Origin of the sequence: Roseiflexus castenholzii DSM 13941 (assembly GCF_000017805.1) — a bacterium.
GTDB classification, from domain to species: Bacteria; Chloroflexota; Chloroflexia; order Chloroflexales; family Roseiflexaceae; genus Roseiflexus; species Roseiflexus castenholzii.
In genome coordinates this window covers 2,032,662-2,059,620 of sequence record NC_009767.1, presented here as the reverse complement: position 1 = coordinate 2,059,620, position 26,959 = coordinate 2,032,662, and the positions used below count along the sequence as shown (strand labels likewise).

The following is a 26,959-nucleotide window of genomic DNA, read 5'->3' as shown; positions in this document are numbered from 1 at the left end:
AACAATCTGGATCCGGCAATCAGGCGCCAGAGGTCGATAATTCTCAGCGTCGAGGCGGTGGTGTGTCTACCGTCGCCGGCGCATCATGAGACGAGCGGCTCCCCGGCGACTGACAAGCAAGAGCGAGGTGCCAATGCCCCCGTTGACCGAAAGTGTTGTGCTCCAGCCATTGATTATGCCGAATGATATTGGCGCCGACAGCCTGCATCGCAGCAAGATCGAGCGTTATTCATTCGCGCGCATTTCAGACGCGATCGAGTTGCCCAAACTGATCGAAACGCAGTTGAAAAGTTTCGAATGGTTCCGTAAAGAAGGATTGCGTGAGCTGTTCGACGAGATATCGCCGATTACTGATTTTACCGGCAAAAATATGGAACTGCGATTCCTCGATTACCATTTCGGGGAACCGCGTTATAACGAACACGAGTGCCGCGAGCGGGGAATCACCTATTCGGCGCCGATTCGCGTGAATGTGCAGTTGCGCATTCTGAGCACCGGGGAATTAAAAGAGAGTGAAATCTTTCTAGGCGATTTCCCGTTGATGACGGAAAATGGAACGTTCGTCATTAATGGCGCCGAGCGGGTGGTGGTTTCGCAGTTGATCCGCTCGCCAGGGGTCTATTTCAAAGAAGAAAAAGACCCCACATCCGGGCGAAGCCTGCACTCGGCAAAGTTGATCCCGAGCCGTGGCGCCTGGCTTGAGTTCGAGACAAATAAGCGCGATGTGATCTCCGTCAAGGTTGATCGCAAGCGCAAGATTCCGGTAACGATCCTGTTGCGCGCCGTTCTTGGATGGAAGGCGAACCCCGATGGCAGCGGGCAGTGGGCGCCGGATACCGAACTCGACACGCGCGGGCGCGATGAGGATGTGTTGGAACTGTTCACGCACGTGGAAACCGGCGAACATCAGTACATCCGCGTAACGCTCGATAAAGACCCGGCGCGACACGCCAAAGAGGCGCTCCTGGAGCTGTATAAGCGCCTGCGCCCGGGCGATCCGCCAACGCTCGATAATGCGCGCAATCTGATCGAGGCGCTGCTCTTCAATCCGCGACGCTACGATCTGTCGCGGGTTGGGCGCTATAAACTGAACAAGAACCTGTGGGAGAAGGATACTCGCCTCGAAGTGCGCAGTCAGGCGCCGGATCTGAAGGTGCGCGTGCTGCTGCCCGATGATATCTTCAAGATCGTTGAGCGAATTATTCAACTGAACAATGAAACACCCGGTCTGCGCGCCGATGATATCGATCACCTCGGCAACCGCCGCGTGCGTACCGTCGGCGAACTGATCCAGCAGCAGTTCCGCGTCGGTCTGCTGCGGATGGAGCGCGTCATCAAGGAGCGTATGTCGCTGCAAGACCCTGAGACCGCAACGCCCAACGCGCTGATCAATATTCGCCCGGTCGTCGCGGCAATGCGCGAGTTCTTCGGCGGAGCGCAACTCTCGCAGTTCATGGATCAGACGAATCCGCTTGCAGAATTGACCCATAAACGCCGCCTTTCAGCTCTCGGTCCCGGCGGTCTCAGCCGCGACCGCGCCGGCTTTGAGGTGCGCGACGTTCATCACTCGCACTATGGGCGCATCTGCCCGGTGGAGACGCCGGAGGGTCCGAATATCGGTCTGATCGGAACGATGTCCACCTATGCGCAAGTCAATGAGATGGGGTTTCTGGAGACGCCGTATCGCAAGGTGTACCGCGAGGTGCCGAACGCGAGCGAATGGGAGCGTCAGGGGTTGCTCCTGCGCGATGTGCGCGACCTGCGCACCGGCGAGTTGATCGCGGTGCGTGGGACACGTGTCGATGCCGCCGTGGCGCGCCGCATTGCGGTTTCGTTGCTGCGCGGGCAGATTCTGCGCGAGGATATCGTCGATCCGAAGACCGGCGAGGTGATTGCCAGCACCGGACAGGAAATTAACCGCGCGATTGCGGAACGGATCGTCGAAACGCCACTGCGAACGATCAAGATCCGCCCGATCGTGTCGCAGGAAGTCGATTATCTCTCCGCCGACGAGGAAGACCGATTTGTCATTGTGCAGGCGAATGCGCCCCTCGATGAGCACAATCGCTTCCTGGAAGGCACGGTGTCGGTGCGCTATGCGGGCGATTTCGACGATGTGCCGATTGAGCGCGTCGATTATATGGATGTGTCGCCCAAGCAGGTGGTAAGCGTCTCGACGGCGCTGATCCCCTTCCTGGAGCACGACGATGCCAACCGCGCGCTGATGGGGTCGAATATGCAGCGCCAGGCGGTGCCGCTTCTCCGCCCCGATGCGCCAATCGTCGGCACCGGCATGGAGTATGTGGCGGCGCGCGATAGCGGGCAGGTGGTGGTCGCCAAAGCCGATGGCGTGGTGCTCTCGGCAACCGGTGATGAGATCATCATCCTTGAAGACGACGGCAATGAGCGATCATATCGGCTGCGCAAGTTTATGCGCTCGAACCAGGATACCTGCATCAATCAGCGTCCAAGCGTCTCCCGTGGTCAGCGCGTCCGCAAAGGCGACATCATTGCGGATAGTTCCAGCACCGATAATGGCGAACTGGCGCTCGGGCAGAATGTGCTGGTGGCGTTCATGCCGTGGGAAGGCGGCAATTTTGAGGACGCCATTCTGGTCTCGGAGCGCCTGGTGCGCGAAGATATCTTCACCTCGATCCATATCGAGAAGTATGAAGTCGAAGCGCGCGATACCAAACTCGGGCCTGAGGAGATCACGCGCGATATTCCCAACGTCGGGCAGGAGAGCCTGCGCAACCTCGATGATCGCGGGATTATCTATATTGGCGCTGAGGTGCAACCAAATGACATTTTGGTGGGGAAGATCACGCCGAAAGGCGAAACCGATCTGACGGCGGAAGAGCGCCTGCTGCGCGCGATCTTTGGCGAGAAGGCGCGCGAGGTGAAGGATTCGTCGCTGCGTGTGCCAAACGGTGTGCGCGGGAAGGTGATCGATGTGAAGGTCTTCACCCGCAATGATGATGTCGAACTGCCGGTCGGCGTTAATCAGCGCGTCGATGTGCTGCTCTGCCAGAAACGCAAGATTTCGGCCGGCGACAAGATGGCGGGACGTCACGGCAATAAGGGTGTGGTCAGCCGTATCCTGCCAATCGAGGATATGCCGTTCCTGCCGGATGGGACGCCGGTTGACATCATTTTGAATCCGATCGGCGTGCCAAGCCGTATGAATATCGGACAGATCCTCGAAACTCACCTGGGGTGGGCGGCAGCGCGCCTCGGCTATCGCGTCGCCACGCCGGTCTTCGATGGGGCAAGCGAGACGGAGATCAAGGAGTGGCTCAAACGCGCCGATCTGCCGCCCGACGGCAAGATTACCCTCTACGATGGGCGCACCGGTGAACCGTTCGACCATCCGGTGACCGTCGGCTATATCTATATGATGAAACTGGCGCACCTGGTGGAGGATAAGATCCACGCGCGCTCCACCGGACCGTACAGCCTGGTGACGCAGCAACCGCTCGGCGGCAAGGCGCAGTTCGGCGGTCAGCGCTTCGGCGAGATGGAAGTCTGGGCGCTCGAGGCGTATGGCGCCGCCTATACGTTGCAGGAAATGCTGACCGTGAAGTCGGACGATGTGGTGGGTCGCGTGAAGACCTATGAGGCAATTGTGAAGGGGGAGCCGATCCAGGAAGCCGGCGTGCCGGAAAGCTTTAAGGTGCTGATCAAAGAATTGCAGTCCCTCGGTCTGTCGGTCGAGGTCCTGAGCGCCGATGAAACGCCGGTGGAACTGACCGACGATGTGGACAGCGACCTGGCAGCGCTCGATGGCATCAATCTGTCGGGAATGGAGCGCGGTGAATTCTAAGCGCCTGTCGGTCCCACCCTCCCGCATGCCAGGAGCCTGCGGGAGGGTGTGTGTTGCCGGCACAGGCGTACAACCGGGAGAAATCAATGCTTGAGATCAACGACTTCAGCGCTATTCGGATTAGTCTCGCGTCGCCGGAAGACATTCTGAGCTGGTCGCACGGCGAAGTCACCAAGCCGGAGACGATCAATTATCGCACGCTGAAACCTGAGCGTGATGGTTTGTTCTGCGAACGCATCTTCGGTCCGACGAAGGACTGGGAATGCTACTGCGGCAAGTATAAGCGCGTGCGCTACAAAGGCGTCGTCTGCGATAAGTGCGGCGTTGAGGTGACACGCTCAAAAGTGCGGCGCGAGCGGATGGGGCATATTTCGCTGGCGTCGCCGGTGTCGCATATCTGGTTTGTCAAAGGTACGCCGAGTCGCCTTGGTCTGCTGCTCGACATTTCGCCACGCAACCTGGAGCGGGTGTTGTATTTCGCGTCGTACATTATCGTCCATGTCGATGAGGAGGTCAAGGCGCATCGGCGCGAAGCATTGCAGGCGGAGTATCGGGAAAAGCGTGAGCGTATTCAGGCGGAAGCCGAGAGCCGGCAGATTGAGCTTTCGACCCAATTGACCCAGGACCTGGGCGGGATGGAGAGCGCCCAACTCTCGACGCAGCGGCGCATCGAGGAGGAATACCGGCGACTACGCGATGAGATCAGCGCCGAGGCGGAGCGGTTGCGCACCGATCTCGAAGAAAAACAGGGTGAAGCGGCTGAGGAGGATATTATCTTCCGTGGGACGGTGCTCGTTGAAGAGGGTGAGAGTATTACCGAAAAGACTCTCGATGCGCTCGACGAACTGCTCGATCAGGAACTGGAAACGCTTGAACAACGGAAGCAGCGCGATCTCGAGGATGCCGAGCAATTGACCGGCGCCGAACGTGAGCGCAAAGAGTACGAAGCCAGCCAGGAGCGTGAACGCCTCCAGGAGCGTCTGCAAAGCGAACTCGACCGATTGGTGCGCGAGGAGAAGGAGCGCCTCGAACAACTTGACTCGATCAAACTGAAGCGCATCCTCAACGAACAGGAGTACCGCGCGCTGCGCGAGATTGCGCCGGGTGCGTTTCGCGCCGATATGGGCGCCGGGGCGATCCGCGACCTGATCGTGCGCACGGTTGATCTCGATAAACTGGCGGAGGAATTGCAGAACGAGGTCTACACCACGCAAGGTCAGCGACGCAAAAAGGCGACGAAGCGCCTGCGGGTGGTGGAGGCGTTCCGCAAGAGCGGTAATCGCCCCGAGTGGATGATCCTCACGGTGCTGCCGGTCATTCCGCCCGATCTGCGCCCGATGGTGCAACTCGACGGCGGTCGCTTCGCCACCAGCGACCTCAACGATCTCTATCGGCGCGTGATCAACCGCAACAACCGCCTGAAGCGCCTGATGGAACTCAATGCGCCGGAGATTATTGTGCGCAATGAGAAGCGAATGCTCCAGGAAGCGGTTGATGCCCTGATCGATAATGGTCGCCGCGGGCGCGCAGTTTCCGGCAAGGGCAAGCATCGCTTGAAGAGCCTGAGCGATATGCTCAAGGGGAAGCAGGGGCGTTTCCGCCAAAACCTGCTCGGCAAACGTGTCGATTACTCTGGTCGCTCGGTGATTGTGGTCGGACCAGACCTCAAACTACACCAGTGCGGTCTGCCGAAAAAGATGGCGCTCGAGTTGTTCAAGCCGTTCGTCATGCGCCGCCTGGTGGAAAAAGGCGCCGCGCACAATATCAAGAGCGCCAAGCGCATCGTTGAGCGCGTCCGCCCTGAGGTGTGGGACGTGCTCGAAGAGGTGATCAAAGATTATCTGGTGCTGCTGAATCGCGCGCCATCGCTGCACCGCCTCTCGATCCAGGCGTTTGAAGCCAAACTGATCGAGGGGTCGGCCATTCAGTTGCATCCGCTCGTCTGTGCAGCGTTCAACGCCGACTTCGACGGCGACCAGATGGCGGTGCACGTGCCGCTGTCGCGCAAGGCGCAGGAAGAAGCGCGCATGCGCATGCTCTCCAAGTACAACCTGTTGTCGCCGGCTACCGGCGACCCGATCATCACGCCATCGCAGGACATCGTGCTTGGGTGCTACTACCTGACGATGGTCCGGGATGGTGCGAAGGGAAGCGGCAAGATGTTCGCCTCGATTGATGAGGCGCTGCTGGCATACGATAAGGGGCTGGTCGATATTCAAGCGCCGATCTTCGTGCGCATGACGGGAACGCTGCACGGTGAGAGTGATCGCCCGGTGCGCATCCTCAACTCTGATGAGAACGGCGCGCCGCGTATGCTGCTGGAAACGACAATCGGGCGGATCATTTTCAATAATGAACTGCTCGAGCCGCTGCGCTTCCGCAATCGCTTGATCGCCAAGAAGGGTCTGCGTGAGATTATCGCCGATTGCTACAAGTACTACACGAACCTCAATAACCTGACCGAGGCGGACCTCGATACGATTCGCACCATGTACGGTGATCGCCCGCGCGATGACCTGGCACGCTACTTTGGGTCGGAAATGACGGCAAGCCAGGCGGATCGGATCAAGACGCTTGGCTTCAAATATGCGACGCGCGGCGGTATGACGATCGGTGTGGATGACATCGAAATTCCGCCGAAGAAACAGGAGATTCTTGCCGAAGCCGAGAAGCGCGTCGCCGAGGTGGAGCGGCAGTTCCGACGCGGTCTGATCACTGAAGAGGAACGCTACCGCGAAATTGTCGAGATCTGGCAGAACGCCACCAAGCAGACGACCGAAGCGGTCAAGCAATATCTGAACCCATTCGGTCCGGTGGCGATGATGGTCAACTCCGCTGCCCGCGGCAATATTAATCAGTTGAGCCAGATGGCCGGCATGCGCGGGTTGATGTCCGATCCGACAGGACGGATCATTGAACTGCCGATCAAGAGTAATTTCCGTGAAGGGCTCTCGGTGCTCGAATATTTCGTGTCAACCCATGGTGGGCGCAAGGGTCTGGCGGACACGGCGCTGCGCACGGCGGACGCCGGGTATTTGACGCGCCGCCTGATTGATGTTGCGCAGGATAATATCGTGACGATCGATGACTGCGGTACGGATGAAGGTTTGTGGATCTACCGCTCCGACGACCGCGAGGTGTTGCAGGATTTCGAGCAGCGCATCCTTGGGCGTCTGCTGGCGGCGCCGCTCGTCGATCCGCGCACCGGCGAGGTCCTTGCCGATCGCAACGCGGAGATTGACGAAGCATTGACCCGTCGGTGCAAGGAACTCGGCATTGATGCGGTGTATGTCCGCTCGCCGCTGGCATGCAAAGCCGACTATGGCATCTGCCGCATGTGCTATGGGCGCAACCTGGCAACCGGCAAACTGGTCGATATTGGCGAAGCGGTCGGCATCATCGCCGCACAGTCGATTGGTGAGCCGGGCACGCAGTTGACCCTGCGCACGTTCCATACCGGCGGCGTGGCATCGGCTGACGATATTACGCAGGGTCTGCCGCGCGTCCAGGAAATCTTTGAGGCGCGCACGCCCAAAGGCAAAGCGATCCTGGCGGAAATCGACGGCATTGTCGAATTGGTGCGTGAGGACGAGGTGCGGAAGATTCGCGTCGTCTCAACTGACCTCTACACCGATGATCACGTATTGCCACCGCACTATGAGCCGGTGGTCGCAGATGGAGCACAGGTGAATGAGGGGGATGTGCTGGCGCAGAGTAATCGCGCCGATCTGGACAGCGAGCCGATTGTGGCGCGTCTTGCAGGGGTCGTGCGGATCGGCGCCGGACAGATCAGTGTCATCAACGAAGAGCGCGAGGTGCGCGAAGTGATTGCGCCGCATACGGCGCGCCTGGCGGCCGGCATCGAGAATGGCGCCCGCGTTGTCGCCGGGCAGCACCTGACGGAAGGATCAGCCGATCCGCAGGAACTGCTGGCGCTCCAGGGGCGCGAAGCGGTGCAACGCTACCTGGTCAACGAGGCGCAGAAAGTGTATCGTTCCCAGGGTGTTGATATCAACGATAAGCACATCGAAGTCATTGTGCGCCAGATGCTGCGCCGTGTGCGGATCGAGGAACCGGGCGATACGGATTACCTGCCAGGCGAGTTGATCGACTCGACGGAATTTGTGCGCCGGAATGCCGAGATTATCAGCCAGGGGGGTGAGCCGGCTACGGCATCGACGATGCTGCTGGGCATCACCAAGGCATCACTCACCACTGATAGTTTCCTGGCAGCCGCGTCGTTCCAGGAGACAACCCGCGTGTTGACCGAAGCAGCCATCACGGGCAAGGTGGATTACCTGCGCGGTCTCAAGGAGAATGTGGTCATCGGCAAATTGATCCCGGCAGGAACCGGAATCGAGAAACGACGCCAACTGGCTGAAGAGGTCATCGGCGAACTGGCGAACGTCGTCCCGACATCCACGGCGGTTGTCGAACAGGAGCGGCCCGAACGCGAAGCGGATGAGGCGCTGCGACGCAGGCTGCGGGCGCTGATCGGCAGCGATGACAATGGCGATGAGGTGGGGAAGAACGGCGAATTCGCCGATGAGACGCCGTTCACCGGTGATAGCGACGACCGCGACAACGAGATCTGACGGAGTTACCCCGACCTACGTAATACCAATGACGATTGAAAATGCCGCATGCGTGTCATTCCGAGCCCTTCGCTTCGCTCAGGGTAAACGCAGCGAGGAATCCGAGCGGGTTCGCGCAAGACCCCTCGCTCTGCTCGGGGTGACCATGCCGAATGGTCACAGGTAATTGGTATAATACCAATGACGATTGAAAATGCCGCATGCTGGTCATTCCGAGCCCTTCGCTTCGCTCAGGGTAAACGCAGCGCGGAATCTGAGCGGATCGCGCACGACCCCTCGCGCTGCTCGGGGTGACCATGCCGGATGGTCACAGGTCATTGGTATACGGGCGACCCGCCGCTCCGCCCCAACCAGTCAGGGCGACCCGATGGGTCGCCCTGACTATCTCCCACCGCGCCGCCCTCATAGTTCGATGCCGATCCGCGCCAGGACAGTGGTTGCCGACCCGTTTGCCCGCATCAGCGCCAATCGCCGCTGCACATAGTCGTAGTCGAATGCCTGGCGGCGTACAATCGCCACAGCGTCTGCAAGGTCATGCTTTCCTTCCTCAGGACCACGCGCCAGGACGGCTTTGTGCAATGCGACATCTTCAGGCGACAGCACCGGCACCAGCGATCCGAGCAACGGAAGACGCCGCACGCGGCTGCGCATGTCGGCATCGAGCGTAAATGGATACACCTCCCGCCCGCGCCGGATGGTCAGATCGTCAAAAATCTTGATGCCACGCCAGAGGATGCGCTGCCCGTCGAACTGCACGACCTTCTGCTGCTGGTTGAGCAAACGAACAACGTCGGGCAGCCTTCCCGGCTCGATGAGGATATCGATATCCTGAATGGGACGCCGATTGCCGTAAAGATGCGCTGCGGCGCCAGCACAGACCGCCCACGCGATTTGATATGCGTCGAGCGTGCGCTGGACAACGCCAAGATTACCTGCAATGAGAGACATGAATCGTTGCTCGCTCACAACACACGGTTTCCACTGGTATGGATGATAGCGGAACAAGCGCGTCTGTTGCAAGAGACCTGATGGTACTGTCTGTCTATCACCCATGATGACCGGCGCCGGTCGGAGTGCGGCGCCGCATCCATTCTTCACGGTACAAACGCATTTCAAAGAACTCAACCTTCAGCCCACGCGCATCGTCGCGAAAATGGCGGCGCAATGGCGCATACACCGGTTGATCAAGCACCCGCCGGTCGAACAAGGCGCCGGCATTGCGCCAGTCGCTTTCGATATACTGGAAGCCAAGGCGTGTGTAACAACGCACAGCGCGAACATTTGGCGCCGCGACATCGAGCGCTATCAGGTGATACCTGAGCGTTTCAAAGTAGTAATCGAGAAACAGAGTGAGCGCTTCGGTGCCAAGCCCCTGCCCGACATATGGCGCCGCGAACGTGATGCCGAGACGCGCCTGACCGCGCCGCTCATCGATTTCGCGCAGCGAGATGCGTCCAATCAACGCGCCGCCATGCTCGACTGCCCAGCTCCGCCGATACGCGCCGTAGTCGAGCAGTGCATTCCACATTCCATTACTGAACGACGACGGTCGCGGCAGGTTCCAGAGCGGATCGAACGGGTCGTTATACGGCGGCCAGTCATCAGCCAGTTCATCATCGTGCTGTTTCCACGGACGAATGAGGACGCGCGGACCGCGCAACTCCATGAGCGCCTCCTGCTAACAGGTTCAGATGGCATCGACGTGCAATTCTTCCAGACCACCAACATCGCCGGCGATCAATTGCACGAGTTCCGGCATGACTGCGCCCGGTGTCGCACTCAGGACATAATCTGCCATCAGCGTGTAGATCGACTCATCAGGCGCAATGGTGAGCACGAATGCACCATGACGGCGCGCCACAAACGGAAACGACGCAACCGGTTCAATCGCGCCGACCGTTCCGACGCAGAGAAACACCTCACACTGTTCGACGACCTGCCGCGCGCGGCGCAATTCGTGATACGGCAATCCTTCGCCAAACATGACGACATCTGGACGCAACAGGCTGCCACACTGCACGCAGCGGGGCGGAATTTCGCCGTCGTCGTCCCAGGCAAAGGCGATATGACCCGACTCATAACACCGGCAACGGCGCAGGCTGCCGTTCAGTTCGATCAGATCGCGCGACCCTGCTCTCCAGTGCAGTCCGTCAATCGACTGCGTGATCAGCGTAAATTCCGGATAGTACTGTTCCAGATCGACGAGCGCATAGTGCGATGCGCCCGGTTGCGCGCGCTCTGCCAGGGCGCGACGATAGGCGTACCATTCCCACACCAGTCGCGGGTTGCGCACAAATGCCTGTGGCGTTGCCAATTCGCTGACATCGTACTGCGCCCAAAGACCGGTATGCGCTTCGCGAAACGATGGAATGCCGCTTTCTGCTGCCACGCCGCCGCCGGTCAGCGCCACCACGCGCCGGGACTGCGAGAGGCGACGGATTACATCGTCGGGCAGTGTCAGAGACATCGCGTAGCTCCTTCATCGACATTAGAGCAAAGGGTGTGGCAGCGCCTCACCGCGCCGCGTCACCGAAGGCGGCAGTCATCAGTGCAGGAAGCAATTGACCCGACGGCGCATACAGATGTAGATCCAACCGGTCATCGAGCGCACCGGGAGCGATGTTGATTTCCACCGCATATGCGCCAGAAGATCGCGCAATTAAGGGTAGATCGGCAGCCGGACGCACGACTCCCGACGTGCCGATACAGAGGAAGAGTTCACACCGTTCGGCTGCCGCCACGGCGGTTTGCCATGCCTGCGACGGCAGCCATTCGCCAAACCAGACCACGTCAGGGCGGACCAACCCGCCGCACCGCGGACAAGGCGGAGGCGCGTCCTGGGGCGCAATCGTCAGTTCAACCGGCGCAGCACAGTGAAAGCAGCGATACCGGAACAGGTTCCCATGCAATTCTACCACGTTTTGACTTCCAGCGCGGCGATGAAGTCCATCGACGTTCTGAGTGATGAGCGTAAAATCCTCAATCCGGCGCTCCAGGTCGGCAAGCGCCAGGTGCCCTGGGTTCGGCGCTGCGGCTTCGACCAGCGCGCGACGATAGGCGTACCACTGCCATACCAGATTCGGATTGGCGCGGAATGCGTCGGGTGATGCCAGTTCCGCCGGATCGTAGCGCGCCCACAAGCCGGTTTGCGCATCGCGAAAGGTCGGCACACCGCTTTCGGCGGAAACGCCAGCGCCGGTCAGCACGGCCACACGGCGCGCAGTGCGCATCCGTTCGATCAATGAGTCGGGAATCTGCATACGCCAACCCTCACTTGAAGTGTCATCCGGGCATTCATCGCCGGCGCGCCGCGCAACAACGGCAGCTTGGACGGTATTTGGAGAGGCGCTGATCGCCAACAATGCTCACGTTTATCCATCAGACCGCACGTAGAGTTGTGAAACCCATCCCTCGACCGGTCGACCGTTGATCTCGCCGCGCACCCGCACCCAGGGAACATTATCGACATTGCGGGGTCCTTCAAGTTTCCGCACACGAGTTCCGTTGGGCAACAACGCGATCACCCGGGTGTTCAAGCCCGGTTCGTCGCGAAGATTCAACCCCTCGACATCACCAATGGTCACGGTCAACACCTCGCCGGAACCATTTGCCACTCCGGTCAACCAATCGGGTAACGGAACATTCTCCGGCAACGTCAGTTGTGGGCGCGGCAACTGAATATCCGCCAACCCTTCCAGAACCAGACTCGTCAGGACATACGCTCCCGAGCCGATCAGAACGAAGAGTGCCACCATTGCAATGAGCGCTGCCAGCGAATGCTGGCGCGTTTTCTCCATCACAAGCCGGTGCGCGGCGGTCGCCATCGTGTCCGATGGCGGCATCGAGTCAACCGGTTGTGGGTCGGGACGCATCGATGCTGGACGGTTGACCGACGACGATGCCCGCTCGCTTCGACCACGCACAGCACCGGAAGAGGCTGATGGTCGAGAGGCAGATGGCGCCAGGCGACTGGTGGAGTGACTGATCGCGCGGCGCACATCGTCGAGCGCCTGACTCAGCGCCGATGCATCAGGAAAACGCTGAGAAGGATCGGACGCTGTGGCGCGCGCAATGAGATGCGCCAGCGACGGTATGTAGAGATGAGGGCGCATCTCAGCAAGTGTTGGCAACGCGCCATGACGATGCGCCTGGAGCATGACGTTCAGATCATCGCCCTGGTTCACTCGACGTCCGATCAGCATTTCGAGCAACAATAACCCCAGGGAATACACGACGCTGCCTGAAATGGGCGGATGACCGGCGACACGTTCTGGAGCACGGTACCAGGCAATATCGGCGCCGAACTCGGATGGCGTCATGCTCCAGTTTTCGACCAGTTTGACGCGCCCTTCTTCCACAACCACGATATTCGCGCTGCTGATCGGCGGGTGCGGCGCGCCGACCGCCTGGCATACCGCAACAGCGCCAACGATCTGGCGAAAGTAGAGCAACGCCACTTCGACCGTCAGCGGTCCAAGATCACGCAGCGTTCTGCCCGACACATATTCCATCACCATAAACGGACGACCGGCGACTGCGCCACTATCGTAGACCGACAGCAGCGATGGGTGCAGTCGACGAACGCCGGACTGAGCCTCGGCGATAAAACGGCGGCGCAGCGCTTCATGAGAAACCAACTCCTCACGAAACAGCGCCACCAATACCTGACGTTGTAGTCGCTCATCGTATGCCCGATAGATGACGGCGAGACGTGTTGCTCCGAGCCGCTCGTCGATCCGATAGCGGTCGTGCAACAGAGGCGCGGCGGGCGCAGGAGATTGAGCCATAGCAGTGTCACGTGCGGGTCGTGTATACGAATGATTATAGCATCCAGCGCGCGCCGTCGCAATGACGCGGATGATGCAGGGAGCCACCATTACATGGTTCAGGAAACAGAGCGAAATTTATCCATACCACATATCAATAAACAACGTTCGTGTTTGTTCTGGGTGGAAGATTCTGATATAATAGATGCTATCAATTATGACCGGTACTCATAGATGCCATAAGCATAGGAGGAAGCACGGATGATCCATCGGATTGTTGCCCTGGCGCTCATGGCAGTGCTCGTGCTGAGCGCCTGCGGCGGAACTCAACCCGCACCCACGGGGGGCGCCACGCCGCCACCGGCAGCATCGGCGCCAACCACTGCGCCAGAGGCGCCGACCGTTGCGCCAGCCGAACCAACTGTCGCCCCGACCACGCCACCAACGGCTGCGGCGCCGACGCTCAAGGTCCTGGCAGTGCAGTCGTTCCTGGCGGATATTGCCCAAAATGTCGCCGGCGACCGATTGAAGGTCGAGGCGCTGATCCCCCTTGGGGTCGATCCGCACATTTTTGAACCCACGCCGGCTGATGTGCGCAAAGTGGCTGAGAGTAATGTCCTGATCGTCAACGGCGCCGGGTTTGAAGAGTTCCTCACCAGCCTGCTGGAAAACGCCGGCGGTGAGCGGTTGGTCATCGAAGCCTCGCAAGGATTGACCAGCCGCACGGCGCGCGAAGGCGAGGCTGCGGTGATGAGTCCCGAAGAATTGACCGATGCGCTGTGTGTGGAGGCGGCAGACCTCTTCCTGGCAGCGGAGGAGATCGCTGCCGGGACCGACCAGGCATCCGCTATGGAACTTGTTGCGCACAAGGAGGAAGAGCACGACCACGCCCATGATCATGACCACGAACACGGCGGCATGTTCTGGCAGGTGGCGCTGACCCAGCAGGCAGACGGGACGTATGCCGGTTTTCTCAAATGGGATGCCGAAGGCGGCGAGATCGCAATTGCCACGAGCGACGGCGTGCTCACGGTGACCGGCATAGACTCCGGCAAAGCAGTCGAGGCGGAAGAAACGCTGACCCCCGCATGCTCCGGGCTGAACCGGGCGGTGATCATGGATGTGGAAAAAGGAGAGTATCTCCTGAAATTGAGCGGCTTCCGCGAACCGAAGGCGACGCTCATGATCACGATGCCCGCCGGTCACCATCACCACGACGCAGGCGATCCGCACTTCTGGCTCGATCCGACGAAGGTTGTCACGTATGTCGCCAATATTCGTGACGGGCTGATCAGCGCCGATCCGGCCGGCGCTGAGGTGTATCGCGCGAACGCCGAGCGATATACCGCCCAACTCAACGATCTAGATCGTTTCATAGCCGAAGAAGTTGCGAAGATTCCCGAAGCCAACCGCAAACTGGTGACCAACCACGAAAGTTTCGGCTATTTTGCGGACCGCTATGGCTTCCGCATTATCGGCACGATTGTGCCTGCCGTCAGCACCGGCGCATCGCCGTCGGCGCAGCAACTGGCGCGACTGACCGACCGGGTGCGCGAAGCCGGGGTGAAGGTGATCTTCCTGGAGACCGGCGCCAACCCGCAACTCGCCGAACAACTGGCGCGCGAGACCGGGATCAGGGTTGTTTCTGACCTCTACACGCACTCGCTTTCGGATGCCGATGGACCTGCGCCAACATATCTTGATATGATGCGGTACAATGTCAAGCAAATCGTCGAGGCGCTACAACAGGGATGATGCTTTCTGAACATATTGCCCGCGAACCGGCGCACCTGGAGATCGAGCGCCTGACCGTCGCCTATGGGCGACGGAGGGTGCTCGATGATATTTCATTTCGTGTGGATTACGGCGAACGTGTGGTGATGGTGGGGCCGAACGGTGCAGGTAAATCGACGCTCTTCAAGGCGCTGGTTGGTCTGGTGAAGCCGCAGAGTGGAACTATCCGCATTCACGGGTTACCCCCTGGTGCGCATCAGGACTGCGTTGCGTATGTGCCGCAGCGCGAAGAGGTGGACTGGCGCTTTCCGGTCACCGTCACCGATGTGGTGATGATGGGGCGTTTCGGGCGGCTCGGCTGGTTCCGGCGCCCAACCCGGGTCGATCGGGCTGCCGTCGAGCGCGGGTTGGAGTTGATGGGCATCGCGCACCTTGCGCGCCGTCCCATTGGCGAGTTGTCCGGCGGGCAGCAGCAACGGGTGTTCCTGGCGCGCGCGCTCGCGCAGGAACCACACATTCTCCTGCTCGATGAGCCGTTCACCGGTGTAGACGCGGCCACTCAGGAGGCAACGCTCAGCGTGCTCGACGCGCTCCGTAATCAGAAAGTGACGATCATCCTCTCGACGCACGACCTCGGTCTCGCGGCAGCGCGCTTTGAGCGTGTGCTCCTCATCAATCGGCGGCTGATCGGCGATGGTCCTCCGGCGCAGGCGCTGCGCCGCGACTTGCTGACCGAAGCATTCGGCGGGCAGGTGCTGACACTGCCGGATGGTTCGGTGCTGGTTGATCAGTGCGCCTGTAATTGACCTGAACCGGAAAGCATTATTGTCACATGAACACCCTGTGGTCCTGGATTGTCGCGCCCCTTGCGTATGGATTCATGCAGCGCGGGATGCTGGCGGCGATGTTGGTTGGCGTCTTGTGCGCCATTGTTGGATGTTATGTCGTGCTGCGGTCGATGGCGTTTCTTGGCGACGCGCTGGCGCACGCCGTGCTCCCAGGCGTTGCCGTCGCCTATCTGATGGGCGCCAATCTGCTCGTGGGCGCGCTCGCCGCCGCTATCGTCGTGGCGCTGCTGATCAGTTTTTTTTCGCGCCAGGGCGCCATCAAAGAGGATACTGCCATTGGGATCGTCTTTGCCGCAGCGTTGGCGCTGGGTGTGGCGCTGATCAGCAGTGTGCGCACCTACGCTGTTGATCTGACTCATATTATGTTCGGCAATGTGTTGGGGGTCAGTCCGACCGACCTGTGGCTGATTGCGGGGATCGGCGCTGTGGTGCTGCTGACCATCCTGGCATTCTATCGCCAGTTCCTGGTGGTCGCCTTCGATCCTGTGCTGGCAGCAACGCAACGCCTGCCGGTTGAGTGGCTGCGGCTGTTGTTGCTGCTCCTGATTGCGCTCACGATTGTCGTGTCGTTGCAAACGGTCGGCGTGGGGTTGGTCGCAGCCATGCTGGTGACGCCAGGCGCTGCAGCGTATCTGCTGACCCGGCGCCTGCCCGCGATGATGGCGGTCGCTGCGCTGATCGGCGCCGTTTCGAGCATTTCCGGCCTCTATCTGAGTTACTATATCAACATCGCGTCCGGCGCCGCAGTGGTGCTGGTTGCCACGACGATCTTCACAGTCGTTTTTCTTGCAGCGCCGGGACGCGGCATGGTGTGGCGCAGAGGGGGATGAGTATGCCGCTCTACGCCGGTTTTGCTACTGCCCCGATGCGGCATTTCTCACCATTTCGGCGACAAGCGGGTCGCTGACGCTCAAGCCGTAAATGGCGATCAAGCCAATTGTGCCGGCAACGAGCAGATAGTAAAACGTTGGAAGAGCGGTTTTGCGCAGCGTCGCGCCCTCCTGTCCCAACAGCCCAACCGTTGCCGAGGCGGCGACGACATTGTGAATGGCGATCATGTTGCCCGCAGCCGCGCCAACGGATTGGAGCGCGACAACCGCAGCGCCTGAGATCAGCAATCGTTCGGCGACGCCATGCTGGAAAAGGCTGAACATCAGATTGCTGACCGTGTTGCTCCCCGCGATGAACGCCCCCAACGCACCGATAGTCGGCGCGAAGAGGGGCCAGATGCCGCCCACATTCACCGCCACCCACTCCGCCATACTGATTGGCATACTGGAGATGCCAAGCGCGTTGACTCCTGAGTTAATGTAGACGCGCACCATCGGCACGGTGAAGATCAGGACAAAGCCTGCGCCCAAAATCACCTTGCTCGAGTCGCTGATTGCCAGTTGGAGTTCGTTGCGGCTCATACGATGGAGGAAGAAGGTAATCAGCACCACCACCATCAGGATCGACGCTGGCAGATAGAGTGGCGTCGTTGAGGCGGTAATGCCGGTGCCGAAGATGTCCTTCCATTCAATCTTCAGGATCGCGCGCAGTGTCGAGCCGACCGGCAACTGTGGCAGGCGAGTCAGTACCAGGAAGAACGCCACGAGCAGATACGGCGCCCATGCCAGCCAGGTGCTCATCGGCTTCTTGCCCGCCAGGTCATCGAGCTTCATTTCGATCTGTCCGAGCCATTCCGGTTGCCACTCACTCGCGGGGGCAAAATCCCAGGTGTCCTTTGGTAACAAGAAACCACGTTGCGCCGCGGCCACCACGATAGCCAGCCCCACCAGCGCGCCAAGCAGCGATGGGAACTCCGGTCCAAGCAGCAGTCCGGTGAGGGTGTAGGGAATAGTAAACGCCAGACCGCTGAAGATGGCGAACGGCGCCATCGACAACCCTTCTGTCCACGATTTGTTCTTCCCAAAGAAGCGGGTCATCATCACAACCATCAGGAGCGGCATGAGCGTGCCGGTGATGCCATGGATGACGGCTGCGCGCACCGTGATGAGTCGCAGATAGTCGTTGAATGTCAGACCGATTGCAGCGAGTTGCGCAGTAAGTTCCGGCGTTTCCAGCCCGCCGCGCACACCAACCAGAATGGGAGTGCCTACGGCGCCAAACGTCACCGGTGTGCTCTGCACCATCATGCCGATCATCACTGCCGCCATCGCCGGAAATCCGAGCGCAACCATAAGCGGTGCGGCAATCGCCGCCGGCGTGCCGAACCCCGATGCCCCTTCGATAAACGATCCGAACAGCCAACCGATAATGATCGCCTGCACGCGACGGTCGGCGCTGATGTTGCTGAAGCCGTTGCGGATGACCGCAACGGCGCCGGAGTGCTTCAATGTATTGAGGAGCAGAATGGCGCCAAAGATGATCAACAGAATGTCGAAGGTAATGAACAAGCCCTGAATGGTCGATGCAATCACCCGGATTGGTGCGACCTGCCATGCGAAGAGGGCGATCAGCACGGCAACGACATAGACAATCGGCATTGCCCGGCGCGCGGGCCAGCGCAGACCGACGAGCAACACCGCAGCGACCAGAATAGGGCTGAACGCCAGAAACGCTTGTAGACCGAGATTCATGGGTCCTGTACCTCCGTTTCATCATCGAATACGCGCAGACGTTGCTTCAGGGCGCTGCGCACACGAATCCCTCCCGCTACGCAGCGGGTATGCCACAGTCATGGTGTCGTTGTTGGACGGAGATCGCGTGGTATCGGGGCTATCATAACATCGTCTCATCTTAATTTTGATAATGGTTGTCAACAGGTTATAACGAATCAGCAACTTTGTGATGTGAGGCGCGAGGCGCAAGGGGTTAAGGGCAGGAAAGGGTGACAGTCGGCGCGCGCCACCGGCGACACGCCTATCGATAGAACGCGCCTGCTCTCTGCCAGCACGGGACTCAGCAAACTCTCATCCGCTGCTCACACGATCTGAAAATGCTGTTGATACAATTCGGACAAACACAGACGTTGCCCATGTGAGGAACGAAACGACATGGATGCCGATGATCGCCCGATAGGACGCATTCTTACCCGGCGCGAAGTGCTGGCGCTGCTCGGCATATCTGCCGCTACGCTGCTGACCGGCTGCGGCGCAGCCGCAGAAACGCCGGCCAGCAATGCGCCTGCCGCCTCGCCGGTACAGCCCGACACGCCTGCCACGTTCGCTGCGCAGCCGGAACTATCACCGGTTGCGACACCGGCGCCAACCGCCACCCCGATTGAATCATCAGTGATTGCAACAACTGTGCCGACAGCCAGCCCCGCGGCTATCGGCAGCAGGCCGGTTCCGGCGTGCGTGGTGCGCCCTGAACAGACGGAGGGACCATATTTTGTCGATACCCAACTGAACCGTTCCGATATTCGTTCCGATCCCGCGAGCGGCGTGGTCAAAGAGGGATTGCCGTTGCTGCTCACCTTCGTTGTCAGCCAGGTTGGCAGCGCCGGCTGCGCGCCACTTAGTGGCGCACTGGTGGACATCTGGCACTGCGATGCCCAGGGGGTCTATTCCGGTGTGCGCGATCCTCGCATCGACACGCGCGGGCAGCAGTGGCTGCGCGGTTATCAGATGACCGGCGCCGATGGCGTGGCGACCTTCACGACTATTTATCCCGGTTGGTATCCGGGACGCACCGTTCATATCCATTTCAAGATTCGCGCAACGAATGCCGCCGGGCAGGTCTACGACTTTACCTCGCAACTCTACTTTGACGACGCCATCAGCGATGCCGTATTTGCGCAAGCACCCTACGCAGACCGGGGACGTCGCGCGACCCTTAATCAGAACGATAGCATTTTCCGGCAGAGCGGCAGTCAGTTGATGCTGAACCTGACCCCGCTCGACCAGGGGTATGCGGCGACTTTCGAGATTGGGGTGGATTTGGGTGAGGGGTGAGGGGTGAGGCATTAGGAGTGAGGAGGTAGGAGTGAGGGGTTAGACTGCTTGAATTCACCTTCAACTTTCCCGCCTGCTACCGGCACCCTGCACCCTTGCGCCTCTCACCTCGCACCTCTCACCTCGCTACAAATGCGAGATAAATCTCGCGCTACGCTATGGTCGCGCCTCGCGCCTCTCCACCAATGCGAGATAAATCTCGCGCTACGCCATGGTCGCGCCTCGCGCCTCGCGCCTCGCGCCTCTCCACCAATGCGAGATAAATCTCGCGCTACGCTATGGTCGCGCCTCGCGCCTCTCCACCAATGCGAGATAAATCTCGCGCTACGCTATGGTCGCGCCTCGCGCCTCTCCACCAATGCGAGATAAATCTCGCGCTACGCTATGGTCGCGCCTCGCGCCTCGCGCCTCTCCACCAATGCGAGATAAATCTCGCGCTACGCTATGGTCGCGCCTCGCGCCTCTCCACCAATGCGAGATAAATCTCGCGCTACGCTATGGTCGCGCCTCGCGCCTCTCCACCAATGCGAGATAAATCTCGCGCTACGCTATGGTCGCGCCTCGCGCCTCTCCACCAATGCGAGATAAATCTCGCGCTACGCTATGGTCGCGCCTCGCGCCTCTCCACCAATGCGAGATAAATCTCGCGCTACGCTATGGTCGCGCCTCGCGCCTCTCCACCAATGCGAGATAAATCTCGCGCTACGCTATGGTCGCGCCTCGCGCCTCTCCACCAATGCGAGATAAATCTCGCGCTACGCTATGGTCGCGCCTCGCGCCTCTCCACCAATGCGAGATAAATCTCGCGCTACGCTATGGTCGCGCCTCGCGCCTCTCCACCAATGCGAGATAAATCTCGCGCTACGCTATGGTCGCGCCTCGCGCCTCTCCACCAATGCGAGATAAATCTCGCGCTACGCTATGGTCGCGCCTCGCGCCTCTCCACCAATGCGAGATAAATCTCGCGCTACGCTATGGTCGCGCCTCGCGCCTCTCCACCAATGCGAGATAAATCTCGCGCTACGCTATGGTCGCGCCTCGCGCCTCTCCACCAATGCGAGATAAATCTCGCGCTACGCTATGGTCGCGCCTCGCGCCTCTCCACCAATGCGAGATAAATCTCGCGCTACGCCATGGTCGCGCCTCGCGCCTCTCCACCAATGCGAGATAAATCTCGCGCTACGCTATGGTCGCGCCTCGCGCCTCTCCACCAATGCGAGATAAATCTCGCGCTACGCTATGGTCGCGCCTCGCGCCTCTCCACCAATGCGAGATAAATCTCGCGCTACGCTATGGTCGCGCCTCGCGCCTCTCCACCAATGCGAGATAAATCTCGCGCTACGCCATGGTCGCGCGCCTCGCGCCTCTCCACCAATGCGAGATAAATCTCGCGCTACGCTATGGTCGCGCCTCGCGCCTCTCCACCAATGCGAGATAAATCTCGCGCTACGCTATGGTCGCGCCTCGCGCCTCTCCACCAATGCGAGATAAATCTCGCGCTACGCTATGGTCGCGCCTCGCGCCTCGCGCCTCTCCACCAATGCGAGATAAATCTCGCGCTACGCTATGGTCGCGCGCCTCGCGCCTCTCCACCAATGCGAGATAAATCTCGCGCTACGCTATGGTCGCGCGCCTCGCGCCTCATGTCTCCTACCCGGCATACAGGTACAACTCGCCCGGCTGCAACAGATGGCAGCGCATAAACGGCGCGCGACGGTCGAGTTCGTCGAAGAGCATGCCAGGCGCAACACGATTGCCGGCGAACAGATCATTGTGAATACCAATCAATACCCGTGCACCGATAGATTTTGCCAGTTCAACTGCTTCTGCGGGCCACAGGTTGCCGATAATTCCCTCACGCTCACGGAAGAAGTCACGCCCGTTGATCGGCAGGAGCGCAATATCGATAGAGCGTCCCGCGAGCGCCGCCAGCAATTCGGGGAAGATGATCGTATCGCCGCTGTGGTAGATAGTCACCCCATTGCACTCGATGATAAACCCCATCCAGCGCGAATGCCCGTCCGCATCGACCTCGTACTCATAGTGCGCGGCCGGCGTCGCCGTGAATGCCAGACCTGCAATCTCGATGCAATCACCCAGCCGCGGCGTGATGATCCGCTCGCCGGGAATGCCGGCATGCAACGCGATCTGCCGCCCCTGAAGCGACGCCACGAGCACTGCCGATGGCGACGCTGCCATAAGTGGTGCGAGTGTTGCGGCGTCGGTGTGGTCGAGATGCTCATGGGTCGCCAGCACCACGCGCGCGTTGGTGATCAGCGCCGGATTGATCGGGATCGGAAAGCGTCGCGGCGGTCCGCCGATCTCTTCCACCGAATTGGAGAGGTAGGGGTCGATGTAGGCGATGGCGTTGCCGCCTTTGAGTACGAAACCCGCCTGCCCAAGCGCCCAAAGCGCTACCTGGCCCCTGGGAACCGTCAAATCGTTGATCTGTGCTATTAGCGCCGCATCACGCAGTGACATCATGAAGAATCCTCCAATGAACGAATGGCATTAGCGAATACGCGAATGGTGCCGCGAATGAGCGGATAACTCCCTCTGTGTCCTCTGTGCCTCTGTGGTGATCATGACATGGAAAGAAAGAGGAGGAGAACACTTTCGTATATTTTTCACTCTCTGTGTCCTCTGTGCCTCTGTGGTGATCATGACATGGAAAGAAGGAGGAGGAGAACACTTTCGTATATTTTTCACTCTCTGTGTCCTCTGTGTCTCCGTGGTGATCATGACATGGAAAGAAGGAGGAGGAGAACACTTTCGTATATTTTTCACTCTCTGTGTCCTCTGTGCCTCTGTGGTGATCATGACAAGCCAACGAATGCGCCAGCGTCAACATTGAACGTGCAACGTTCAACATCTATGCGACACCAACCGTTCGACAATCAGCGCCGATGATAACACACCCGGCAACCCTGCGCCCGGATGGGTGCCCGCGCCGACGAAATAGAGGTTTTCGAACTCTTCGGAGCGATTGTGGGGACGGAACCATGCAGATTGCAGCAGCGTCGGTTCGAGCGCGAACGCCGCGCCAAGGTAATTGTTCTGGCGGCGCTGAAAGTGGCGCGGATCGACCATCCGTTCCACCACAATGTTTTTGCGTAGATCGGGCAGAAATCGCGCTTCCAGGAACCCAATGATCGCGTCGCGGTATGGGTGCGCCAGTGTCGCCCAATCCGTCTGCGACGCCAGATTGGGGACGGGCGAAAGAACGTAGAAGGCGTCACAACCGGGCGGCGCCACATCCGGCTCATCGCGCGACGGCATATGCAGGTAGAGCGAGAAGTCGTCGGCGACCCGTTTATGAATGAAAATATCGTCGAGCAATCCCCGGTAGCGCGGACCAAAAATGATAGTGTGCCGCACCAGCGGCGCATCGTGGTAGGTGCGCCGTGTTCCAAGGTAGATGACCACCAGCGACATACTGTAGCGCAACGACCGCAGACGATGGTCGGTATAGCGGCGGCGATAGCGCGGCGCAATCAGGTCGGCGTAGGTATGCGCGACATCGGCGTTCGACACCACGATGTCAGCGCGGCGCACACTGCCATCAGCCAGCACCACGCCGCGAATGCGCCGTCCCTCAACGATCAGTTCACGCACCTCAGCATTCAGGTGGATAGCGACGCCAAGTTCGCGCAGCAACCGCACCATCGCATCGACAATCGCGCCGGTTCCGCCGACCGCGTAGTAGACGCCCCACTCGCGTTCCAGGTAGTGCACCATAGCGTAGATCGACGAGGCATAGAACGGGTTGCCGCCGATGAACAGCGGATGGAACGAAAAGCAACGACGCAGAAAATCGTCCTTAATGTAACGCGACACATAGCGATAGACGCTCTCGAACGAGCGCAGGCGCGCCAGATCGGGCGCAACGCGCAGCATGTCGCGGAAGCGCAGGAACGGCTGATCCGCCAGCTCGATAAATCCCTTCTGGAAAATCGGGCGGGTGCTCGCCAGAAAACGGCGGTACCCTTCGACATCGGCGGGATTGATCCGCTCGATTTCACGCAGCACTGCGGCTTCATCGGCGCTGTGATCGAAGTGGCGACCGGTATCGTCATAGATGCGATAGAAGGGATGGCATGGGCGAAATTCGACATATTCCTCACGGCGACGCCCCACAGCACGCCACAGGTCATCGAACAGGAATGGCGCAGTGATCACGGTTGGACCGGTATCGAACCGAAAGCCATCCACTTCCAGCACATACGCCTTCCCGCCCGGTTTGTCCTGCTTCTCAAAGATTTCGACTTCATGACCGCGCGCTGCCAGGCGCACAGCGGCAGCCAGGCCGCCAAAACCGGCTCCGATAATGATAACCCTGCTCACGTATAGCCTCCAACAGACAATAGGCGCGGCAGTCGTGACCGCGCCCCGATAAAAGTTTTCACCAGTATGTCTCAAAACGATTGAGGCGCCGACGCAACGCCCTGCACGCAACCGGACCAACCTTTGCGCTCTTGCGCCTGTGCATCAGCCGTGCTGCGACGCTCTCAACAGTGCGCTGCACGCTACCGAACAGAGCACGCAGCGTCTCGACCGCTCACTCCTGCTCAACGTACTCCGGCGCATCTTTCGGCGCGCCGCAGGCAGTGACGGTGCCACGGAAATCGACATCTGCCGAGAGTTCGGGACGCTTCTGCTTCAACTCCGCAATCTGCTCGCGCGTCAGCACCTTTGTCTCATCGAATCCCAGGTCGATGGAACCGTCGAGATGCACCCGTTCGAGATCGTAGAACCGCTTGGTAAACGTCGTCTTGGCGAACGCCTTCAGACAGCCGAGCATATAGCGCCGCTTGAACGGATCCCTGATCCAGGGATAACTCAGGAACGCCTTACGCATATAGAAGCGCGCATAATTGCGCAGCACTCCTTTCAGCACCTGCTCGCGCGTCATCGCATCCGGCTGGATGATCGGCGTGACGAAGTTGTACTTCGAAAAATCACGCACCTCGACCCGATCACCCAACTCCTCGAACAACTCGGCGAAGGGCCACGGCGTGTACATATTCCAGTTCGCCATGTCCGCCTTCCAGTCGAGCGCATAGCGGTAGGTCTCTTCAATTGTTTCGGGCGTCTCGTTCTCCAGCCCCATAATGAACTGCGCTTCGGCGACGATCCCCTGGTCGTGCAGCAATTTGATGGCGCGCTTATTCTGCTCGATGGTCGTCTCCTTGCGGAAGCGGTCGAGGTTCATCTGTGCGGCGGCTTCGGTGCCGAGCGAGACATGCACCAGCCCGGCGCGACGGTAGAGCGGCAGATACTGCTCATCGCGCAGAATGTCGGTCACACGCGTGTTGATACCCCAGTGAATGCCGAGTTTGCGCCGCTCCAGTTCTTCGCACATCGCCACAAACTTCTTGCGATGGATGGTCGGTTCTTCATCCGCAAGAATAAAGAAGCCAACCTTGTACTCGCGCACCAGCAGTTCGATCTCATCAACAAATGCGATCGGATCACGCACGCGATACTTGCGCCAGAACTTCCACTGTGAGCAGAAGCGGCAGGTGAACGGACATCCGCGCGCAAAATTCGGCACTGCCACGCGCACATTCAACGGAATGTAGATGTACTTCTCCCACTCCAGCAGGCTCCAGTCGGGCGTAAGAGTCGAGAGATCGGCAATCGGCGGATGGGCAGGCGTCGCAACCACGCGGTCACCGTCCAGGAAAGCAATCCCCTGGATCTGATAGCGATCGCGCTCATCGCTGCCGTTCTCGATGGCGCGCATCAGGTTGACGATAATCTCTTCCCCTTCACCGCGCACGATGTAATCGATCCAGGGAGCTTCGGTGAGCACTTGCGCATACATGAACGTTGGATGCACCCCGCCGAGAATGGTCTTGCAGCCAGGATTGGCTTCGCGCGCCAGGCGCAGCGTTTCCTGCGCCTTGTAGATCATCGGCGTGATCGCCGTCGCCATCACGACATCAGGGCGATTCGCGCGAATGATCTGCTCGACCGTCCTGTCGGGCAAATTATTGGTCATCGCATCGACAAAACGAAGGTTCGGATAGCCAGCCTTGCGCAACGCCCCGCCGATATACGCCACCCAGCTTGGCGGCCAGTTGCCGGCAATTTCCGCCCCACCTGCGTGGTAGTTGGGCTGGATCATCAGAATACGCATACGCACCTCCTCCTATGCCGGTTGATAGGTGCAGAGCGGGTCCTCCGCCAGCGGATCGCCGCTCGCGGCGAAGGCGCGCGCTCGCGACCCGCCACAGATCGCCCGATACTCACAACGTCCACACCGCCCGCCAAACGTCGTCGGATCGTGCAGCGCGGCGAACAACGGCGACTCCCGATAGACCTGCACGATATGGTCGGTGCGCACATTGCCGGCGGGCAGCGGCAGGAATCCCGCAGGGCAGATGTCGCCCGTATTCGAGACAAACATAATGCCGTTGCCGTCACGGATGCCAAAACCGCGTCCGATCGGCGTCTGTCGGATCTGTTCGCCGCTCAACCCGGCAGCGCGCATTTCGCCGAGCGCCACTCGCCGGTACGACGGCGCCTCGGTCGTAGCAACGGCAAACGGCGCTTCCTGTGCAATGCGATAGATCCAGACCATCAACCGCTCCGCTGCGGGTGGCGTTAGCGACTCGAGCACCCGCCCGCGCCCGACGGAGATCAGGAAGAACAGGCTCCAGCGGGCGACCTGTTTTGTGGTAAGCAGTGCATAGATAGCCGGAAGATCATCGGCGGTTTCGGCTGCGACCAGTGTGTTGATCTGCAACGGCATGCCGAGTTCTGCTGCCCAGTCCATTGCCTCGACGGTTCGCTCGAATGTGCCTTCGACACCACGAATGGCATCGTGACGGGTGGCATTCGAGCCATCGAGGCTTAATCCAAGCGCCTCGACACCATGCGCCTTGAGCGCCGCGAGCATCGCGCGCGTCAGGTTCGGTGTTGCGCTCGGTGTGATCGAGACCGGTACGCCAAGCGCGCGGGCTGCATCGATCAGGTCGAGCAGATCCGGTCGGGCGAGCGGATCGCCGCCGGTCAGGATCAACTGCGGCAACGGGTTGCCGAAGTCGGGGATTTGCCGCAGGAAGCGCACACTCTCCTCGAATGTGAGTTGCAACGGATGTGGCTGCGGCATGGCTTCGGCGCGGCAGTGCCGGCAGGCAAGCGCGCATGCCTGCGTCATCTCCCAATAGATATTGAGCGGCGTCAACGCAAAATCGCGCGGCGCGTGACGCATCGGGCGAGATGGATGCGGCGGTGCCATCATTCAGTGCCTCCGTGTAGTGAGCAGTCAGAACTACCTTCTGCAAAA

16 protein-coding genes are annotated in these 26,959 nt (G+C 59.9%); 6 read left to right on the top strand and 10 right to left on the bottom strand.

Annotated features, from left to right (window positions below; genetic code table 11):
- Window positions 1-133: 133 nt before the first annotated feature.
- The gene (rpoB, locus tag RCAS_RS08180) at window positions 134-3,823 is read left to right on the top strand and encodes a DNA-directed RNA polymerase subunit beta (RefSeq protein WP_041330423.1); all 3,690 of its coding nucleotides are present in this window, start codon (window positions 134-136) and stop codon (window positions 3,821-3,823) included.
- 86 nt (window positions 3,824-3,909) lie between these two features.
- On the top strand, window positions 3,910-8,418 hold the full coding sequence (locus RCAS_RS08175) for a DNA-directed RNA polymerase subunit beta' (protein WP_012120118.1): 4,509 nt from the start codon (window positions 3,910-3,912) through the stop codon (window positions 8,416-8,418).
- Window positions 8,419-8,820: 402 nt separating this feature from the next.
- Here the strand turns inward: RCAS_RS08175 and RCAS_RS08170 are convergent, their stop codons facing one another.
- From RCAS_RS08170 to RCAS_RS08150, 5 genes are all read right to left on the bottom strand, one after another.
- Window positions 8,821-9,366, bottom strand: coding sequence for a nucleotidyltransferase family protein (locus RCAS_RS08170; RefSeq protein ID WP_041331858.1), 546 nt, complete (start codon window positions 9,364-9,366; stop codon window positions 8,821-8,823).
- Between the two features lie 97 nt (window positions 9,367-9,463).
- Complete coding sequence (locus tag RCAS_RS08165; RefSeq protein WP_012120116.1) at window positions 9,464-10,084, bottom strand: GNAT family N-acetyltransferase; 621 nt, start codon at window positions 10,082-10,084, stop codon at window positions 9,464-9,466.
- Window positions 10,085-10,105: 21 nt separating this feature from the next.
- Window positions 10,106-10,885: an SIR2 family NAD-dependent protein deacylase gene (locus tag RCAS_RS08160; protein WP_012120115.1), complete on the bottom strand. Its 780-nt coding sequence runs from the start codon at window positions 10,883-10,885 to the stop codon at window positions 10,106-10,108.
- Between the two features lie 46 nt (window positions 10,886-10,931).
- Window positions 10,932-11,678 (bottom strand): SIR2 family NAD-dependent protein deacylase, encoded by a 747-nt coding sequence (locus tag RCAS_RS08155; RefSeq protein ID WP_012120114.1) that lies wholly within the window; start codon window positions 11,676-11,678, stop codon window positions 10,932-10,934.
- Between the two features lie 111 nt (window positions 11,679-11,789).
- Complete coding sequence (locus tag RCAS_RS08150; protein WP_012120113.1) at window positions 11,790-13,205, bottom strand: serine/threonine protein kinase; 1,416 nt, start codon at window positions 13,203-13,205, stop codon at window positions 11,790-11,792.
- 240 nt (window positions 13,206-13,445) lie between these two features.
- Here RCAS_RS08150 and RCAS_RS08145 point away from each other — a divergent pair, with 240 nt between their 5' ends.
- The 3 genes from RCAS_RS08145 to RCAS_RS08135 are packed head-to-tail and all read left to right on the top strand — an operon-like array spanning window position 13,446 to window position 16,596.
- On the top strand, window positions 13,446-14,939 hold the full coding sequence (locus tag RCAS_RS08145) for a metal ABC transporter substrate-binding protein (RefSeq protein WP_012120112.1): 1,494 nt from the start codon (window positions 13,446-13,448) through the stop codon (window positions 14,937-14,939).
- A complete protein-coding gene (locus tag RCAS_RS08140; protein WP_012120111.1) occupies window positions 14,936-15,724 on the top strand; it encodes a metal ABC transporter ATP-binding protein in 789 nt (262 codons plus the stop codon). The genes RCAS_RS08145 and RCAS_RS08140 overlap by 4 nt, the downstream gene beginning before the upstream one ends.
- A gap of 26 nt (window positions 15,725-15,750) precedes the next feature.
- Entirely contained in the window at window positions 15,751-16,596 is an 846-nt protein-coding gene (locus RCAS_RS08135) for a metal ABC transporter permease (RefSeq protein ID WP_012120110.1), read from the top strand.
- A gap of 24 nt (window positions 16,597-16,620) precedes the next feature.
- On the opposite strand, the gene RCAS_RS08130 is transcribed toward RCAS_RS08135, so the two are convergent.
- Complete coding sequence (locus RCAS_RS08130; RefSeq protein WP_012120109.1) at window positions 16,621-18,348, bottom strand: L-lactate permease; 1,728 nt, start codon at window positions 18,346-18,348, stop codon at window positions 16,621-16,623.
- A 417-nt stretch (window positions 18,349-18,765) separates the two neighbouring features.
- Between RCAS_RS08130 and RCAS_RS08125 the strand changes: the two genes are divergently transcribed.
- Window positions 18,766-19,665, top strand: coding sequence for an intradiol ring-cleavage dioxygenase (locus RCAS_RS08125; protein WP_012120108.1), 900 nt, complete (start codon window positions 18,766-18,768; stop codon window positions 19,663-19,665).
- Between the two features lie 1,650 nt (window positions 19,666-21,315).
- Here the strand turns inward: RCAS_RS08125 and RCAS_RS08120 are convergent.
- The 4 genes from RCAS_RS08120 to RCAS_RS08105 form a co-directional block, all read right to left on the bottom strand.
- Complete coding sequence (locus RCAS_RS08120; protein WP_012120107.1) at window positions 21,316-22,149, bottom strand: MBL fold metallo-hydrolase; 834 nt, start codon at window positions 22,147-22,149, stop codon at window positions 21,316-21,318.
- 381 nt (window positions 22,150-22,530) lie between these two features.
- Entirely contained in the window at window positions 22,531-24,009 is a 1,479-nt protein-coding gene (gene crtI / locus RCAS_RS08115; protein WP_012120106.1) for a phytoene desaturase family protein, read from the bottom strand.
- A gap of 214 nt (window positions 24,010-24,223) precedes the next feature.
- Entirely contained in the window at window positions 24,224-25,807 is a 1,584-nt protein-coding gene (bchE, locus tag RCAS_RS08110; protein ID WP_012120105.1) for a magnesium-protoporphyrin IX monomethyl ester anaerobic oxidative cyclase, read from the bottom strand.
- Window positions 25,808-25,819: 12 nt separating this feature from the next.
- Window positions 25,820-26,914 (bottom strand): TIGR04053 family radical SAM/SPASM domain-containing protein, encoded by a 1,095-nt coding sequence (locus tag RCAS_RS08105; RefSeq protein ID WP_012120104.1) that lies wholly within the window; start codon window positions 26,912-26,914, stop codon window positions 25,820-25,822.
- Window positions 26,915-26,959: the final 45 nt, after the last annotated feature.